This window comes from Nocardia sp. NPDC060255, assembly GCF_042727395.1.
In the GTDB taxonomy this organism is placed as follows: Bacteria; Actinomycetota; Actinomycetes; order Mycobacteriales; family Mycobacteriaceae; genus Nocardia.
In genome coordinates this window covers 1-17,007 of sequence record NZ_JBHXAU010000036.1, presented here as the reverse complement: position 1 = coordinate 17,007, position 17,007 = coordinate 1, and the positions used below count along the sequence as shown (strand labels likewise).

The window sequence follows — 17,007 nt, the reverse complement described above, 5'->3', positions numbered from 1 at the left end:
GCGTGTCGGTCGTGTCTGTTGCAATAGCCCGCGTGGTGCGATCGGATAGCGCGGTGCGACTTGTTCGCCGGAACGTGGCGGCACCCAGGCCGCGCGCCTGGGGTGCCGACGTTCGCGCGCTGTTCGACGCCACGGCCGCGGCCGGGCCGACGCGCCCGGGGTGGCGGCCCTGGCAGGTGCTCGGCGGACCAGGCACGGGCAAAACAGCGCTGCTCGTCGATCTCGCGGCCGAGCGCATCGCGGCCGGCGACGATCCCGAATCTGTGCTGGTCCTTGCCCATTCGAAGCAGGCGGCGAGCGCGGCCCGCGATGCCATCACCGCCCGGTTGGCCGGTCCCGACGCCGAGGGCGGCGTACCCGGCGCGACCAGGGAGCCGCTGGCCCGCACTCTGCACTCCTACGCCTTCTCGGTACTGCGCAGGCATGCGACCGCGCACGGCAACCCGCCGCCGCGTTTGCTGACCGGTGCCGAACAGGATGCGGTGCTGCGCGAAATGCTGCGCGGTGACCTGATCGACATCGCCGAGGGTGCGGACGGGCTGTGGCCGGAACGCCTGCAACCCGCGCTGGCGCTCGGCGGCTTCGCCGAACAGTTGCGCGATCTGATGTTGCGCGCCACCGAACGCGGGCTCGGGCCGGAGGATCTGGTGCGCCTCGGCCGCGAGCACGGTAAACCGGAGTGGGTGGCGGCGGGCAAGTTCGCGGTGCGCTACGAGCAGACGATGCTGTTGCGCTGGTCGGTGGGCGTCGAGGCGCCGGAGGCGACCGCGCCCGCGCTGGACGCGGCCGAGCTGATCGGTGCCGCGTTGGACGCGCTGGCCGGAGACGCCGAGCTGCTGGCCGCCGAACGGGCGCGGATCCGGTACCTGCTGGTCGACGACGCGCAACATCTCGATCCGCAGGCCGCGATTCTGGTCAGGGCGATCGGGCACAGCGCGCACACCACCGTCGTCGCGGGCGACCCCGATCAGGGCATCTTCGCCTTCCGCGGCGCGGACGCGCGGTTCGTCGCCGATCTGGCCGCGCCGGACGGACAGCGCATCATCCTGCGGGACAACCATCGGACCGGCGGGCCGGTGCGGCTGGCGGTCGCCAGGGTCGCGGCCAAGTTGCCCGGCAGTGCGCCGCAACGCTTTTCGCTGCCGAAGCGGGCCGAGCAACCGGCCGGCGACGGCACCGAGGTGCGGGTGCGGGTGCTCGCCACTCCGGCGAAGGAAGCCGCGCTCATCGCCGATCACCTGCGGCGCGCGCACCTGACCGGCGGGGTGCCGTGGTCGCGGATGGCGGTGATCGTCCGGTCGGTGCCGCTGTCGTTGCCGCCGCTGCGCCGCGCGCTGCTCGCGGCGGGGGTGCCGGTGCAGCAGCCCGCGCTGGATACGCCGCTGGCGCGGCGGCGCGGTGCGGCCTGGATGTTGCTGTCGCTGCGGGCGGTGCTCGCGGGGGAGAAGGGCTCGGCGTTCGAGCCGGAGGACGCGTTGGATCTGCTCGCGGGTCCGCTCGGCGGCGCCGATCAGATCACGTTGCGGCGGTTGCGGCGTGGTGTGCGCCGCAGCGTGCTGGAGTCCGAGCGGAACCGGGCGAGGTCCGGGCGGGCAGCTCCGGAGAGCGAGTATTCGGAGCGGAGTGCCGAACGGACTATCGAAAGCTCGGAGCGCGGTTCCGGACTGCCCGAACCGAGTCCGGGTAGTCTCGAGCGAGACGCAGATGACGCCGATTGGTATGGCGTAGAGCCCGAATGGACTCCGGAAGACTCCGAATGGCGTGGCAGCGAGGCCGAACAGAGCAGTGCGGCCAACGAGGCCGAACAGAGCAGTGCGGCCAACGAGGCCGAACAGCGCGACGAGGCGGCCGACCGGCCCGTCGGACCGGCCGATGCCAGCGCCGAAGGGACTGTCGGCGGGGCCGATTCAGGTGCTGAGAGCCCCCGACAGGTTGACTCCGGACAGCCCGACGAGTCTGTCGAGCTGCGACACGGCATCGACCAATCCTCCGCGGAAGTGTTGCGGGATCTGCTGATCGGGGTCGGGGACTCGCGAATCCTGGATCGGCTGACCGATGTCGAGGCCGCGCCGCTGCGGCGGGTGCTCGACGCGCTGGAACGGGCCCGCAAGGCGCGTCGTCGCGGGGCGGGTCTCGAGGATGTGCTGTGGGCGCTGTGGACCGCCTCGCGACTGGAACGCCGCTGGGTCGGGCAGTCCGAACGCGGCGGCGCCGTCGGCATGCAGGCCGACCGTGATCTCGATGCCGCCGTCGGGCTGTTCGACGCCGCCGCGGCGTACGTGGACCGGCTGCCCCGCGCGAGCATCGAGGGGTTCGTGGAATACCTGCTGCAGCAGGAGATTCCGAACGGCTCGATGCCACGCACCGCGCCGAAGGAGGCCGTTGCGCTGCTCAGCGCGCACGCCGCCGCGGGCCGGGAGTGGGACGTGGTCGCGGTTGCCGCTGTGCAGGAAGGGATTTGGCCGAACCCGCGGTCGCGCGGCACGCTGCTGAACACCGAGGACCTGGTCGATCTGACCGCCGGTGTCATCGACGGTGGCGAACAGGTGAGTCGCGCGGCGCCGATCCTCGCCGAGGAACGCAGGCTGCTGCTGGTCGCATGCAGCAGGGCGCGGCGTTCGTTGCTGGTCACCGCGGTGGAATCGGTGTCGGGCGAACGGGATCTGGTTCCGTCGCGGTTCCTTGCCGAATTGCTCGGGCACGACGAGGACGGCGAACCGGGGGCGTTGCCGATTGCCGACCCCGGTCGCGCCCTGGTGATGCATTCGCTGGTGGCCGAATTACGTGGCGCTGTCTGCGATCCCGAGTCCGACCCGGACCGCAGGCAACGCGCCGCGCACCAGTTGGCCCGCTTGGCCAGTGCGGGCGTACCGGGCACCCATCCCGATGATTGGTATGGCACAGCCGAATTGAGCTCGCAGCGGACGCTGTGGGAGGAGGACGACAGCCCGGTCGGCCTGTCGCCGTCCACGGTGGAGCTGCTGCGCACCTGCCCGCTGCGCTGGGCGCTGGAACGGCACGGCGGCACCGACGGCGACAACCCGCACGCCGTCAAGGGCAACCTGGTGCACACGCTGGTGCAGGCGCTGGCCGGGCAGGTGCCGGAGGCACAGGTGCGTGCCGCGCTCGACAAGGCCTGGCAGTCGGTCGATCCCGGGTCCGGCTGGCACTCCAGGCAGGAGCTGCGCCGCACCGAGACCATGCTGGAAACCTTCATGGCGTGGGTGCGCAACACGCGTGGTGAACTCACCCAGGCCGGGGTCGAGGTGCCGGTCGACTGCGTGCTGCCGCCGCGCACGGAAGACGAACGGCCCGTGCGGATTCGCGGCCGGGTGGACCGGCTGGAACGGGATGCGCTCGGCCGCTTCGTGATCGTCGATGTGAAGACCGGGAAGTCGCCGGTCACCAAGCAGGCGGCGGTCGATCACGCGCAGCTGGCGACGTATCAGGTGGCGGCGGCGATGGGCGCGCTCGACGCGGCCACCGAGGTAGCGCGGGCCGAGGCGGGTGAATCGGGTGCGGGCGAATCGGACGCTTCGGTTGCTGTCCGAGGCGAATTGGTCGTCGCACCAGGCGATCCGGGGGCGGGCGAGCCGGGTGTAGACGCAGGCGACGAATCGGGTGTGGCCGAAGGCGATCCGAGCTCGGCCGCGGGTGAACAAGGTTCAGCCGCAGGCGAATCCGGCGCGCTGGGCGAGCCCGGCGGTGCCAGGCTGGTGTACGTCGCCAAGCCGAGCAGCAAGGAGGGCGCCACCCAGCGCATGCAGCCGCCGCTCGACCCCGAAGCCCTCGGCAAGTGGCGCGACACCATCCACGACGCCGCCGCGGCCACCCAGGGCCCGAGCTACCTCGCCATGCGCAATGACGGCTGCCGCCACTGCCCGGTCGCAGGCAGCTGCCCCGTCCAGGACACCGGTAGGCAGGTGACCGACGAGTGAGGGAAAAGCGCTTCCGTGTCCCGCTGCCGATCTGTGGTGCCGAATGCCTGTGCTGCACAGTCATACCGGAGCGAGCGATCGACGCCGCCGCGCACCCGAGTGCCGGACGTCGAGGTGCGGCCCGGCGCGTCCGTCGGGCGCGACCCGGCGGCCCGGTGCCCCCGGGACCGTCGGCGTGCGACGCCGATGAGGCGCAGCCGTGACCGGCGGACGGGTTACGCCGCATCAACTGGCCGACGCACTCGGCCTGCCGCCACCCACCGACGAACAGGCGGCGGTGATCGCCGCACCCCCCGGCCCGACGCTGGTCGTCGCGGGTGCCGGGGCGGGCAAGACCGAGACGATGGCCGCCCGCGTGGTGTGGATGGTGGCCAATCGCCTGGTGCTGCCCGACGAGGTGCTCGGCCTGACCTTCACCCGAAAGGCCGCGCAGCAGTTGACCGCTCGCATCCGGACCCGGCTGGCCCGGTTGGCGGGCGCGCCGCTGCTGCGCGAGCTCGACCCGTCCGGTCAGCTGCGGGCGCAGCTGTCCGGCGCCGAGCCGGAGATCAGCACCTATCACTCGTACGCGGGCAGGCTGCTCACCGAACACGGCCTGCTGCTGCCGGTGGAACCCTCGGCGACGCTGCTCACCCAGACCCAGCTCTGGCAGCTCGCACACCAGGTGGTGCGCACCTGGGACGGCGACCTGGACACCGATCGCACCCCGGTCTCGGTCACCGAGGCGATCCTGGCCCTGTCCGGGCAACTCGCCGAGCATCTGGTCGAGCCGGAACAGCTGGCCGAGGCACACACCGACCTGGAAAAGCTGGTGCACACGCTGCCGCCCGGCCCACGCCAGCGCGGCGGGCCGAGCCAAGCCCTGCTCGGCATCCTCCAGGTTCAACGCGAACGCATCGCCCTGCTGCCGCTGGTCCAGCAACTGGCCGACGCGTTACGTCGGCGTGGGGCCTTGGATTTCGGCGCGCAGATGTCCCTTGCTGCCCGCCTCGCCGCTGAGCACCCGGAGGTCGCCGCCGCCGAGCGCACCCGCTTCCGGCTCGTCCTGCTCGATGAGTACCAGGACACCGGACACGCCCAACGAGTCCTGCTGGCAGCACTTTTCGGTGGTGCACCCGAGCCAGATCCGACGCCTGCCGCAGCGGCATCAGCTGACGTGCAGGGCGGGCCGCGTGCGCAGGAGCCGCGGTACGTCAACCGGCCGATGAACGAGGAGTCCGAGCGGCAATCGGGCAAGAAGCGCAGCTCTGCCAAGCCCGCGAATGCTGCTGGGCAGGAAGCCGTACCGCGTCGCGACCAGCGGCTGGCAGTCACGGCGGTAGGCGACCCGATGCAATCGATCTACGGCTGGCGCGGTGCGTCCGCCGCGAACCTGCCGCGCTTCGCCACCGACTTCCCCATGGCGCCCGGCGTTCCCGCGCCGACCCTGCCGCTGTTGACCAGCTGGCGCAATCCGCCCGAGGCGTTGGCGTTGGCGAACCTGGTCGCGGACCCGTTGCGCCGCAAGGCCATCGAGGGTGGCGGCGTGACGGTCGACGCCTTGCGTGCGAAACCCGATGCGGGGCAGGGCGTGGTGGCCCTGGCGCTGACCGACACCGTTGCCGAGGAACGCGATTGGATCGCCGAGCGGATCGCCGAGGAGTGGGCGGCCCGGCGGGCCGCGGGAGAGCCGCCGCCCACCTCGGCGGTGCTGGTGCGGCGCAACGCCGATGCGTCACCGCTCGCGGAAGCCTTACGCGCGCAAGGGCTACCGGTGGAGATCGTCGGGCTCGGCGGTCTGCTCGCCACCCCCGAGGTCGCCGACATCGTCGCCACGCTGCGCCTGATCGCCGAACCCGGCTCCGGCAGTGCGGCGATGCGCGTACTCACCGGCGCGCGCTGGCGCATCGGCGTCGCCGATATCGCGGCGCTGGCCCGCCGCGCGCGCACCCTGTCGATCAGCCGCTTCTCCAGCGGTGACGCGCCGGAGATCACCGACGGGAGCACATTGGCCGCGGCATTGCGTGAGGTGGCGCCGGAACCCGCCGAACAGGCGGGTCTGGCCGACGCGATCGCCGATCCCGGTCCGCGCGAACAGTATTCGGAGTCCGGTTTCGTACGCATCGAGGCATTGAGCAGGGAGCTCGGCGCGCTCCGCGAACGCAGCGGCCAGTTGCTGACCGAGCTGGTCGCCGATGTGGAGCGCACCATCGGCGTCGGCGTGGAGACCCAAGCCCGTCGGGCCATGTCTGGCACGGGTGCCGGGCGTGAGCACCTGGACGCCTTCGCCGAGGTGGTCGCCGGGTACGCCGCCGACTCCGGTGCGGCTTTGAGCGGGTTGCTGTCCTTCCTCGCCGCCGCCGAATCCGTCGAAAACGGCTTGGAGCCAGGCGAAGTCGAGGTCGCCAAGGACCGGGTGCAGGTGCTGACCGTGCACGCGGCGAAGGGGCTCGAGTGGGAGATCGTCTCGGTACCGCACGTAGTGCGTGGCGTATTCCCTTCCGGTACAGCGTCGGGCACCTGGCTCGGCGCCCTCGCCGAACTCCCGACCAAACTGCGCGGCGACCGGCAACAGGACGACGCGGCCGAGGGCGTCCCGGTCCTCGACCTGGCCGACCTGTACGACCGCGCCGACCTCGAACGCGCCATCAAGTCCCACAAGGAAGCGCTGGAGCGCCGCCGCATCGACGAAGAGCGCCGCCTCTTCTACGTCGCACTCACCAGAACCGAACGCGTGCTGCTTGTTTCGTCGCACCACTGGGCCGAAACCGGAACTTCGCCCAAGGGCCCGTCCGACTTCCTGCTCGAACTGAAGCACGCCAGCGAATCCGCCGACAGTCCCGCCAACGGCGTCGTCGCCGTCGCTCGCTGGGACGACCCGCCGGAGCACGACGCGGTGAACCCGTTCACCGACAACCCCGCCACCGCCGAATGGCCGCGTGACCCGCTCGGCAACCGCCGCGACCCCATCGAACAGGGTGCCGCCCTGGTCCGCGCCGCCCTGGCCGAACTCCGCAGCAAGCCCGCCGCACCCCGCGACACCGCGAAGGTAGCCGGAAAACCTGACGTCGGCTCGGCACTCGAAACAGACCAGGCCCCCGAGGGCCTCTTCGACGAAACGACCTTCGCCACCGGCGAATTCAGCGAGCCTTACCCGTTCGAACCGCCGGACGAGATCGACGCCCTGCCGCCGGATCCCATGGACGCACCACTCCACGCCTCCGTCGAGCCCCCGCACCTCAGCGATATCCCGCCCGACCCCATGCACGATCACCTCTCCGACGAGGACATCGCCTTCGCCGCAGCGGAATTCATCGACGACTACCCCCTCGGCCCGACCCCGGACCCCGACGACCCCGACGGCTGGGCCGCCGACGTCGACGCTCTACTCGCCGAATTCGAATCCGAGCAGGCCGCCGCCGAGGAGGTCGAACTCCCCGGCCAGATCGCCGCGACCGCCCTGGTGGAAATGCGCGCCGATCCGACGAAACTCGCTGCGCGCCTGCGCCGCCCGCTCCCGTTCCCACCGAGCCCGCTGGCCCGCCGCGGCACCGCATTCCACGCCTGGGTGCAGCGCTGGTTCGGTTCGACCCGCCTGCTCGGCCTCGACGAACTCCCGGGCGCGGCCGACAGCGCCGCCGCCGACGCCGGCGTGGACGACGAGCTGACCGCGATGCAGGACGCGTTCCTGAACTCCTCGTGGGCCAACCGCAGCCCGATCGACGTGGAGGTCCCGTTCGAAACCTCGCTGGCGGGCACCGTGATTCGCGGCCGGATGGACGCGGTGTTCGCCGAACCAGGCGGCGGCTGGATCGTGGTCGACTGGAAGACCGGCGCCGAGCCGACCCCCGCCGAGGAGCCCGCGGTCGCCATGCAGCTCGCCGTCTATCGGCTGGCCTGGGCCAGGCTGATGGCGTCCAGGACGGGCAAACCCGAGCGGGAGATGCTCGAACGGATCAGTGCCGCTTTCCATTACGTGCGTACCGGCCGCACCATCGCCCCGGCCGAGCTGGCCGGGGCGGCCGAACTGGCCGAGCTGATCAGGAATTCCGCGCCGACCGGCTCACCTTCAACGACTGGGTGATCAGCGGGATCTGCAGCGGCAGCCGCAGCACCGTGCCGATCTTGAACAGCGGCGATGCCTTCTTGTTGCCGACCACATCGACGGCCATCTGGACGTTCGCCGGGAGGACCGCGAGGAACAGCAGCGCGGCCAGCCGCCCGCCGAGACCCCGGGTTCGCGGGATCGCCAGCGCGGCGGCGACGCCGAGCTCGGCGACGCCCGAGGCGTAGGTGTAGTTCCTCGGCTCGCCCGGCAGGGCCTTCGGCACGATCGAGTCGTAGGGCTTCGGCATCACGAAATGCAGCACCCCGGAGGAGAACAGCAAGGTGGCGAGGGCCAATGCGGGCCGCCGTCCGGAGTTGCGGACGAGTGTGTGCGCGTTATCTGCCATGAGGGCACCTTTACATCTATTAGGTGTTCGCGTCGAGACCGGGTGGGATCGCGGGCAGCGGGTAGGCTCCCGTGCTGTGCTGGCGGGACAAACAATGCCGGAGACATCCGACACGAGGTATATCAGGGCGGGTGCGTCCGGTGTTCGGTGATCGAGCGCGCACGCTCGGGCTGTCGAATCGCCCGCATTTCGCCCTGGTGGGTGTGCTGCGCATCCCGGAAGTCCAGACCAGCCCGTGGATTTCGCTGTCGCGCCGGGTGCTGTTCGCGGTCGGGCTGCTGTTCGCCGCGGCCCTGGTGGTCTACGTCGGCCGCGACGGCTACCACGACAACGCGGGCGATCCGCTCGGCTTCCTCGACGCGCTCTATTACGCGACGGTGTCGCTGTCCACCACGGGGTACGGCGATATCGCCCCGGTGACGGCCGAGGCGCGACTGGTCAACATCGTCATCATCACCCCGCTGCGCATCCTCTTCCTCATTGTTCTCGTCGGAACCACCCTCGGCGTGCTGACGGAACGGTCCCGGCAGGCTTTCAAGATTCAGCGATGGAGGCACAGCGTGCGTAATCACACCGTGGTCGTCGGATACGGCACGAAGGGCCGGACCGCGATCGACGCCATGCTCGGCGACAACGTGCAGCCCGCCGACATCGTGGTGGTCGACACCGATGTCGTCGCACTGGACGCGGCCGCCAACGCGGGCCTGGTGACGGTGCACGGTTCGGCGACCCAGTCCGACGTGCAGCGGCTGGCCGGTGTGCAGAACGCATCGTCGGTGGTGGTCGCCACCAACCGGGACGACACCGCGGTGCTGGTCACCCTCACCGCCCGCGAGCTCACCAAGAGCGCCAAGATCGTGGTCTCGATCCGCGAGGCGGAGAACACCCACCTGGTCCGCCAGTCCGGCGCCGACTCGGTGGTGGTGTCCTCGGAGACGGCGGGCCGGCTGCTCGGCATCGCGACGACCACGCCCTCGGTGGTCGAGATGATGGAAGACCTGCTCACCCCGGAGGAGGGGTTCGCGATCGCCGAGCGCGAGGTGGAATCGGCGGAAATCGGGGGCTCGCCACGGCATCTGGGCGACATCGTGCTCGGCGTGGTGCGCGGCGGCGTGCTGGCCAGGGTCGGCGAGCCGGAGGTCGACTCGCTCGAGGCGGGCGACAAGCTGCTCTACATCCGCCGCGCGGCCAAGTAAGGCCGCGCGAGGGGCGCCGGGGGTCCGGCGCGATAGTCTCGGTGGGTGCCGGTCTTTCAGCTCAATGGTGTTCCGAAGCTGTCCCGTTCTGTGCTCGATCGCGCCGAGGAGACGCGGGCCGACGCGCAGGCTCTCCAGGAGGGGTGGCGCGACGCCAAGCTGCTGCGGGTGAACGCCCGCGGCCAGGTCAAATACGAAGACGGCGCGCTGGTCCTGGACAAGGCGATCGATCTGTCGCCCGAGCCGAGCCCCGAGGCGGTGTTCCTCGGCATCGTCGGCGGCGCCCACCTGTGGGCCGTGCGCGATCGTGAGCTGCAGGGCTCGCTGACCGATCTGCGCGGCATGTCGAACACGGTCGACGATCTCACCGCCAGCGTGCTCTCCACCGCGGCCGCCCTGCTGAACTGGCACGACAAGGCCGGATTCAACAGTGCCGACGGCACGGTGACCACGCCGAGCAAGGCCGGTTGGTCGCGGGTGACCGAGGGCGGTTACGAGGAGTTCCCGCGGATCGACCCGGCGGTCATCTGCCTGATCCACGACGGCGGCGACCGGGTGCTGCTCGCGCGGCAGCACAGCTGGCCGGAGACGCTGTTCTCGCTGCTCGCCGGGTTCGTCGAGGCGGGCGAGTCGCTGGAGCGCTGCGTCGAGCGGGAGATCAAGGAGGAGGTCGGCGTCGATGTCCGGGACATCAACTATCTGGGCAGCCAGCCGTGGCCGTTCCCTCGGTCGTTGATGCTCGGGTTCGCCGCGGTCGGTGATCCGGAGCAGCCGCTGGTCTTCTCCGATGGTGAGATCGCCGAGGCGCACTGGTTCACCCGCGCGGAGGTGCGCGAGGCGTTGAACGCGGGCGACTGGTCGGCGCAGGGGACGGGCGCGCGGCTGCTGCTGCCGGGTTCGATCTCCATCGCCCGGACCATCATGGAGTCCTGGGCCGAGCTCGACTGAGCACAAGAGAAATCAGCGCGGGCCGAGGTGGCCCGCGCGTATTTCAGAACTGTGTAGTGATCAGGCCAGTGCGGCGAGCGCCTGCTTGACGGCCACCAGCGTCGGATTGGTCGCGGTCGAGCCGTCGGCGAACTTCACGGTCGGCACCACATGGTTGCCGCCGTTGACGCTGCCGACGAACTCGGCCGATGCCGGATCGTCTTCGATGTCGATCTCGATGTAGCTGATACCGGACTCGTCCAGCTGCTTCTTCAGCCTGCGGCAGTAGCCGCACCAGGTGGTCGAGTACATCGTCAGGTCGGGCGTTGCTTCAGTCACGGATTGTGCAACGCCGATCAGGGCGCGGGTGTTCCAGTCAAGTCTTTTTCCGTGGCCTCTTGCGCTGCTTTTAGTAAGCGCGCATACTAATCACATGACGATCATTGCCACCGCGCAAGCCAACTCGACCGCCGCTCCCGCCGCCTTCTTCGCCAAATGGGCGGACATGGCCACCTGGCCGGAATGGAACAACGACACCGAATGGGTTCGCCTCGACGGACCGTTCGTGCAAGGCGCGACCGGGACGCTGAAGCCGAAGGGCGGACCGAAGGTGCCGTTCGTCGTCGAGCGGCTCAGCGACACCGAATTCGTCGACGTCTCCAAGCTCATCGGCGCCCGGCTGACCTTCGACCACCAGATCGCGGTGGCCGACGGACGCACCACGATCAGCGTCACCGTCTCGATCGACGGCCCGCTGCGCTGGCTGTGGACCAAGGTGATGGGCGGCGACCTGGCCAAGTCGGTCCGGCCCGACCTCGACGCACTCATCGCCGTCGCCGAGGGGGTGCGGGCATGACCAGGTATTGGTTGGGCGTCGTGTCCAAGGAACACGTAATGCGCGGCGTCGAACTCGGCTTCGCGCAGGCCAATCACGGCAAGCGCCCGCCCGTCGAACGCATGCGGCCGGGCGACACGCTCATCTACTACTCGCCGCGCGAGGGCATCCGTTCCGGCGCGCAGATCCGCGCGTTCACCGCGATCGGCACCATCGACGACAGCCCCGTCTGGCAGGCCGGCCCGGTCGATCTGCCGGACGGGAGTTGCTTCCAGCCGTGGCGCCGGGCGGTCAGCTACCGCGCCGATGCGAAGGAGACGGCGATCGACGAACTGCGCGACGAGCTCGATCTGACCAGCTCACCGAACTGGGGAATGGTTTTGCGGCGCGGCCTGATAGAACTCACCGCACACGATCATGCGGTGATCGCGAAAGCGATGACCGGCGAGTGAGGGAGGCCGATGAGCAATGAGGGACTACGCACCGAGTTCGAGCAGGCCGACGAGAGCCCCGGCTTGCTGCTCTGGCAGGTGACCAACCGGTGGCAGGCGGCGCAGCGCGCGGCGCTCGCGCCGTTCGATCTCACCCACGTGCAGTTCGTGCTGCTCGCCTCGCTCACCTACCTCGCGGTGGCCGGCGACCCGGTGATGCAGCGCGACCTCGCCGCGCAGGCCGCCACCGACCCGATGATGACCTCCCAGGTGGTGCGTGCGCTCGAACAGAAGGGCCTGGTCGAGCGCCGCGATCACCCGAGTGATCGGCGGGCGAAGTCGCTGGTGCCCACCGAAGCCGGTGCGGCGCTGGCGAACCGGGCGGTGGTCGCGGTGGAGGCCTGCGATCGCGAGTTCTTCGGCCCACTCGGCCCGCGGACCGGGCAATTCGCCACCGACCTGCGCAGCCTGCGGCGGTTATAGGACCTCGTCGATCCCGAGGCCGTGATCCCGCCGCCACGACTTCCAGCGCGGCCGCTCGGGACCGGACCCGGCGCCCCACTGACCGGCGGCGTGCGTCTGGCACAGCAGGGCCCAGATGCACAGGGCCACAACGCCATACACGAGCGCCAGGGCCCCGATGTACGGACCGGCGGCACCGAGCACCACCGCGAGCACCGCACATGGCAACGGCCAGGACAGCAGCCAGCGCCAGCCCGCCTCGCTGCGCGCGCCACCGAGTCCGGTGATCACGAAATACGCTGCGGCGCCGCCACCGAGCGACCAGCCGATGCCGGTGGACACGTGCGCGTCCGCATGTTCGACGGCCAGGCCGAGCCCGGCGGTGATGGTGGCGATCGCGGCGGTGATCCAGCAATGCATCGCCATCGTGTACTGCCTCGGTATCGAGCCCGCCGGGTCGTCGCCGGCCATCATCCGCGGCACGAAGCCGTACATCAGGGTCAGCGCCCACAGGCTCGCCAGCACCACGAACGCCCCGAAGCCGAGGGCGAGCACCTTCGGATGCCACATCACGCCGCCCACCGCGGTGATCACCACGATCACCCCCTCGCCGAGCACGATGATCACGTACAGACCGAGACGCTCGCCGAGATGCACCGAATCAGCGTGCAGCGCTTTCATTTTCGGCGGCTCGACGTTCTTCATCCGCTGCGAGTTGCGGAATCGGCGATCGACCTCCTCCTGTGCGCCCGCCATCATCCGTTCGCCGGTGACCGCGAACATCAGCCACAGATCGAGAGCGAGGCCGAACGCCCACAGCCAGTATTTCCACGGCTCGGGCACCCACAGCGAGACGATCCACGGCAGTACGCCGACGGACAGTTGCGCGATCGGCCAATCGACCACCAGCCTGCCCCGGCCCCAGACCTGCGCGGCGACGATGCGCACGATCACGTAGACCGCCGCGAAGGTGGTCGCGTGCCGGTCCGGGATCCCGGCCACCGCCGCCGCCATCACGCCGAGGCCGAGCATCGCGCCGAGCATCAGATAGATCCTGGTGTGGTCGCGGGCGATGTTGCCGTACAGCATGATGCACGCCCAGACCGTCCAAAAGGCCAGGTAGAGCAGGATGTACAGGGCGAAGTCACCGAGCGAGGGGCCGCGGTGCAGCAGGTGGGTGAGCTGGCCGATGCCGGCCACCGCGACGAGGTCGAAGAACAACTCCATCCAGGTCGCGTGCCGGTCGGCGGGTCGAGCGTCGGTTGACGGCGTGTCGTGTACCACGAGGGGACAGTATTGCGCGCGCGGCGGGAGTTGTCGGCGGGCACTGACATGATGGGTGCCGTGTCGTCAACCAGTACACACCAACCGACCGGCTCCGAGCTGGATTCGCTCGACCCCGAACAGGCCGCCGCTGTACGCGCGCCACGGGGTCCCGTGTGTGTACTCGCGGGGGCGGGCACCGGCAAGACCAGGACCATCACCCATCGGATCGCGCATCTGGTGTCCACCGGACACGTGAAGGCCGACCAGGTGCTCGCGGTCACCTTCACCGCGCGGGCGGCGGGGGAGTTGCGCAACCGGCTGCGCGCGCTCGGCCTCGGCGGCGACGCGAACCAGGTGCAGGCGCGCACCTTCCACGCGGCGGCGCTGCGGCAGCTCAAATACTTCTGGCCGCAGATCGTCGGCGACGTGCCGTGGCGGCTGATCGACGGCAAGTTCCCGATCGTCGCGCAGGCGGCGAACCGGGCCGGGCTCTCCTCGGCCACCGACAGCGTGCGCGACCTGCTCAGCGAGATCGAGTGGGCGAAGGCCTCGCTCATCGCGCCGGAGGACTATCCGGCGGCGGTGGCCAAGCACCGCCGCGAGATCCCGTACGACGCGCTGCGGGTGGCCGAGGTGTACGCGGGTTACGAGAAGCTCAAGGCCACGCCGGACGGTCTGCTGCTCGACTTCGACGACCTGTTGCTGCACACCGCGGCGGCGCTGGAGGACTATCCGGCGGTGGCCGACGAATTCCGCGGCCGCTACCGCAGTTTCGTGGTGGACGAGTACCAGGACGTCACCCCGTTGCAGCAGCGCGTGCTCGACGCCTGGCTCGGCGAGCGCGACGATCTGACCGTGGTCGGCGACGCCAATCAGACGATCTACTCGTTCACCGGAGCCACCCCGGGCTATCTGCTCGACTTCTCCCGCCGCTTCCCCGACGCCACCGTGATCCGGCTGGAACGCGACTATCGCTCGACGCCGCAGGTGGTCTCGCTGGCCAACCGGGTCATCGGCGTCGCGCGCGGCCGCATCGCGGGGACCAGGCTGCAGCTCATCGGCCAGCGACCGGACGGGCCCGAGCCGATCTTCGCCGAATACGACGACGGCCCAGCCGAGGCCGCCGCGGTGGCGAGGTCGATCAAAAAGCTGATCGACGCGGGCACACCCGCCGCTGAGATCGCCGTGCTCTACCGGATCAACGCCCAGTCCGAGAGCTATGAGCAGGCGCTCACCGAGCGCGGCATCGCCTACCAGGTGCGCGGCGGTGAGGGGTTCTTCCAGCGAGCCGAGGTCAGGCAGGCCGTTTCGGTCCTGCGGCAGGCCGCGTCGCGTGACGATCTGCCCGTCGAGGCACGCAGCGGTGCCACACTGGTCACCCTGGTCCGCGCGGTGCTGGCGCCGGTCGGCCTGACCACCGAGGAACCCGTCGGTGCGCAGGCCAGGGAGAAGTGGTCCTCGCTCGTCGCGCTGGTCAGCTTGACCGAGGAACTGGTCACCCACGACGACAAGCTCGACCTGCCGGGCCTGCTGCGCGAGCTGGCCGCCCGCACCGAGGCCAGGCATCCACCGACCGTGCAGGGCGTCACGCTCGCCTCGCTGCACGCCGCCAAGGGTTTGGAATGGGACGCGGTCTTCCTGGTCGGCGTGGCCGACGGCACGCTGCCGATCGCACACGTGCTCGCCGACGACGGCTCGGTCGGCGACGAGGCGAAACTCGAGGAGGAGCGCAGGCTGCTCTACGTCGGCGTGACCAGGGCGCGCGAACATCTGCAGCTGTCCTGGGCGCTGGCCCGCAGCGAGGGCAAGCGACGCACTCGTCGCCGGTCCCGATTCCTCAACGGTCTCGTCCCCGACGATTCGCCCGCGTCCAGGATCGCGACGCCGGTCGTCGAGGCGAAAGGCATGCGTCCCACCTGCCGAGTGTGTGCGAAACCACTGATCGGCACCTATGCGACTATGCTTGGCCGCTGTCGTCGTTGCCCGGCAGATCTCGATGCCGAACTTCTGGTGGCGCTGCAGGAGTGGCGCGCGGAGAAGGCACAGGCGTTGCAGGTGCGCGAATTCGTGGTGTTCACCGACACCACGTTGACCGCGATCGCCGAACAACTCCCTGGTGACGACGCCGCGCTGGCCGCGATCGCGGGCATCGGCGCGAAGAAGCTCGAACAGTACGGCGGCGACGTGCTCGCGATCATTGCTTCGCGGCTGCGCGCAAGACCCCAAAACCGCAGGTAGAAAATAGGTTGTACCGCCCGGCGAACTTGCCTATGGTGGGTTTTACGCACCGGGAGGTTATCCCGGCGCGCTGAGTTCAAACAGACACAACGAGTTAGGAGGGAGTCCGACGTGAACATCAAATTCTTCAATGCGATCGACGTTGCGGTGAATTCACCCATGTCGGCCTCCCGGGGGATCCTCGCCTTGCAGGGGATCGGTCTGTCCGAAATCGGAGTCTTCGGCACGCAGGCGCAACTCGAGCGCACGCATGCCCAGATGTGCATTTTGGACAAGCCCAGTGCGGGTGGCTGGCACCCGTCTGTCGTCGACACGGCAGACGTCAATGTCGCCGCAGCAGCCGGTTATGAGCCGGCGGATCTGCAGGCAACGCGCCTTCGTCCCGCACACCAAGCGATCGTGATCAGGACTCGACAGAGATGTCGAATACCTAGGTAGGGAACTTCCCTCCCAGACCTCCTGGCCACGGATCGCACACCGCGAAACCGTGGCCATTCTTTTTCGGCCCTTCAGCCAGCTGGCCCCGGTTTCGCGGACAACACAACGAACCGCTGCAAACGAGCTGAAGGAGAACGACGTGTTCACCGCCCAGGATTGGCCATCGGCCACTACTGACGTGACATGCGGAACCGTGGCGCCGACCACTCGGACCCGGGAGGGCAACAAGTCCGTGCCTTGCCGAGCCGGAGATCCCGATCTCTGGTTCGCCGAGAGCCCCAACCAGTTGGAGCAGGCCAAGGCGCTGTGCGCCAGCTGCCCCATCCGAAAGGGCTGCTTGACCGCGGCCATGGACAGGCGCGAGCCGTGGGGTGTCTGGGGTGGCGAGATCTTCGATCAGGGGGTCGTCATCGCCCGTAAGCGCCCGCGTGGACGTCCGCGCAAGGTCGCGATCCCGGCATGAAGCCGGGAATAACTTCCCTCCCTCCGGTCGATGTGCTCGATTCGGTTGGTCCTGACACGGGCCGAGCCAACGAACGAGAAAGCAGACGAACCGCTCACCGTCGCCCGGTGAGCGGCTCGTTTGCGTTGTCGTGCAGTACTTTCGGGGAGATGGGGGATGGGGATCAGGTTCGTCGTGGCCCGTGGGGTGCCCGGCGGACCGTCAGCCCGTCGGCAACGGCGAGCAGTAGTGTTCTGGTGTCGTCGGCGTGCGCCCACCAGCGGTGGCGCACCCCCCACCGGCCGTAGTAGGAGTCTACGGTGGGCAGCGCCCAGTCGGCCGACGAAATAACCGTCCACCGCGGTCTATTATAAACAAAATACGCTGCCGACGATAAAAAA

13 protein-coding genes are annotated in these 17,007 nt (G+C 69.6%); 10 read left to right on the top strand and 3 right to left on the bottom strand.

What is annotated here, in order from left to right; genetic code table 11:
- Positions 1-11: 11 nt before the first annotated feature.
- Together ACFWF1_RS40045 and ACFWF1_RS40040 are read left to right on the top strand one after the other, a co-directional pair.
- Positions 12-3,938, top strand: coding sequence for a PD-(D/E)XK nuclease family protein (locus tag ACFWF1_RS40045; protein WP_379285504.1), 3,927 nt, complete (start codon positions 12-14; stop codon positions 3,936-3,938).
- A 199-nt stretch (positions 3,939-4,137) separates the two neighbouring features.
- A complete protein-coding gene (locus ACFWF1_RS40040) occupies positions 4,138-8,001 on the top strand; it encodes a UvrD-helicase domain-containing protein (RefSeq protein ID WP_379285503.1) in 3,864 nt (1,287 codons plus the stop codon).
- On the opposite strand, the gene ACFWF1_RS40035 is transcribed toward ACFWF1_RS40040, so the two are convergent.
- Complete coding sequence (locus ACFWF1_RS40035; protein WP_379285502.1) at positions 7,958-8,371, bottom strand: hypothetical protein; 414 nt, start codon at positions 8,369-8,371, stop codon at positions 7,958-7,960. The two genes, ACFWF1_RS40040 and ACFWF1_RS40035, sit on opposite strands and share 44 nt — an antisense overlap.
- A 140-nt stretch (positions 8,372-8,511) precedes the next feature.
- Between ACFWF1_RS40035 and ACFWF1_RS40030 the strand changes: the two genes are divergently transcribed.
- Positions 8,512-9,567 (top strand): potassium channel family protein, encoded by a 1,056-nt coding sequence (locus ACFWF1_RS40030; RefSeq protein WP_379285501.1) that lies wholly within the window; start codon positions 8,512-8,514, stop codon positions 9,565-9,567.
- Between the two features lie 45 nt (positions 9,568-9,612).
- Entirely contained in the window at positions 9,613-10,515 is a 903-nt protein-coding gene (nudC, locus tag ACFWF1_RS40025) for an NAD(+) diphosphatase (protein WP_379285500.1), read from the top strand.
- A gap of 60 nt (positions 10,516-10,575) precedes the next feature.
- Here the strand turns inward: nudC and ACFWF1_RS40020 are convergent, their stop codons facing one another.
- Positions 10,576-10,806, bottom strand: a complete 231-nt coding sequence (locus ACFWF1_RS40020; RefSeq protein WP_379285741.1) for a mycoredoxin — start codon at positions 10,804-10,806, stop codon at positions 10,576-10,578.
- A gap of 121 nt (positions 10,807-10,927) precedes the next feature.
- Here ACFWF1_RS40020 and ACFWF1_RS40015 point away from each other — a divergent pair, with 121 nt between their 5' ends.
- From ACFWF1_RS40015 to ACFWF1_RS40005, 3 genes are read left to right on the top strand one after another with little or no spacing between them, the layout of a single operon-like run.
- Entirely contained in the window at positions 10,928-11,350 is a 423-nt protein-coding gene (locus ACFWF1_RS40015) for a hypothetical protein (RefSeq protein WP_379285499.1), read from the top strand.
- Positions 11,347-11,781 carry an EVE domain-containing protein gene (locus tag ACFWF1_RS40010; protein WP_379285498.1) on the top strand — a complete coding sequence of 145 codons (435 nt, stop codon included), beginning with the start codon at positions 11,347-11,349 and terminating at the stop codon, positions 11,779-11,781. Before ACFWF1_RS40015 ends, ACFWF1_RS40010 begins: the two co-directional genes overlap by 4 nt.
- Before the next feature lie 9 nt (positions 11,782-11,790).
- The gene (locus ACFWF1_RS40005; RefSeq protein ID WP_379285496.1) at positions 11,791-12,243 is read left to right on the top strand and encodes a MarR family winged helix-turn-helix transcriptional regulator; all 453 of its coding nucleotides are present in this window, start codon (positions 11,791-11,793) and stop codon (positions 12,241-12,243) included.
- Here ACFWF1_RS40005 and ACFWF1_RS40000 read toward each other — a convergent pair.
- Positions 12,238-13,506, bottom strand: coding sequence for a low temperature requirement protein A (locus tag ACFWF1_RS40000; protein ID WP_379285494.1), 1,269 nt, complete (start codon positions 13,504-13,506; stop codon positions 12,238-12,240). The genes ACFWF1_RS40005 and ACFWF1_RS40000 overlap by 6 nt on opposite strands.
- Before the next feature lie 48 nt (positions 13,507-13,554).
- Here ACFWF1_RS40000 and ACFWF1_RS39995 point away from each other — a divergent pair, with 48 nt between their 5' ends.
- The 3 genes from ACFWF1_RS39995 (at position 13,555) to ACFWF1_RS39985 (ending at position 16,627) form a co-directional block, all read left to right on the top strand.
- A complete protein-coding gene (locus tag ACFWF1_RS39995) occupies positions 13,555-15,726 on the top strand; it encodes an ATP-dependent DNA helicase UvrD2 (RefSeq protein ID WP_379285739.1) in 2,172 nt (723 codons plus the stop codon).
- A 111-nt stretch (positions 15,727-15,837) separates the two neighbouring features.
- A complete protein-coding gene (locus tag ACFWF1_RS39990) occupies positions 15,838-16,164 on the top strand; it encodes a hypothetical protein (protein WP_379285492.1) in 327 nt (108 codons plus the stop codon).
- A 139-nt stretch (positions 16,165-16,303) separates the two neighbouring features.
- Positions 16,304-16,627: a WhiB family transcriptional regulator gene (locus tag ACFWF1_RS39985; protein WP_379285490.1), complete on the top strand. Its 324-nt coding sequence runs from the start codon at positions 16,304-16,306 to the stop codon at positions 16,625-16,627.
- The last annotated feature ends 380 nt before the right edge of the window (positions 16,628-17,007 follow it).

Bases quoted from the DNA above. Each gene is read 5' to 3' on its own strand.
- ACFWF1_RS40035 (WP_379285502.1), bottom strand. From the start codon at position 8,371: ATGGCAGATAACGCGCACACACTCGTCCGCAACTCCGGACGGCGGCCC.
- ACFWF1_RS40020 (WP_379285741.1), bottom strand. From the start codon at position 10,806: ATGTACTCGACCACCTGGTGCGGCTACTGCCGCAGGCTGAAGAAGCAG.
- ACFWF1_RS40015 (WP_379285499.1), top strand. From the start codon at position 10,928: ATGACGATCATTGCCACCGCGCAAGCCAACTCGACCGCCGCTCCCGCC.
- ACFWF1_RS40010 (WP_379285498.1), top strand. From the start codon at position 11,347: ATGACCAGGTATTGGTTGGGCGTCGTGTCCAAGGAACACGTAATGCGC.
- ACFWF1_RS40005 (WP_379285496.1), top strand. From the start codon at position 11,791: ATGAGCAATGAGGGACTACGCACCGAGTTCGAGCAGGCCGACGAGAGC.
- ACFWF1_RS39995 (WP_379285739.1), top strand. From the start codon at position 13,555: ATGATGGGTGCCGTGTCGTCAACCAGTACACACCAACCGACCGGCTCC.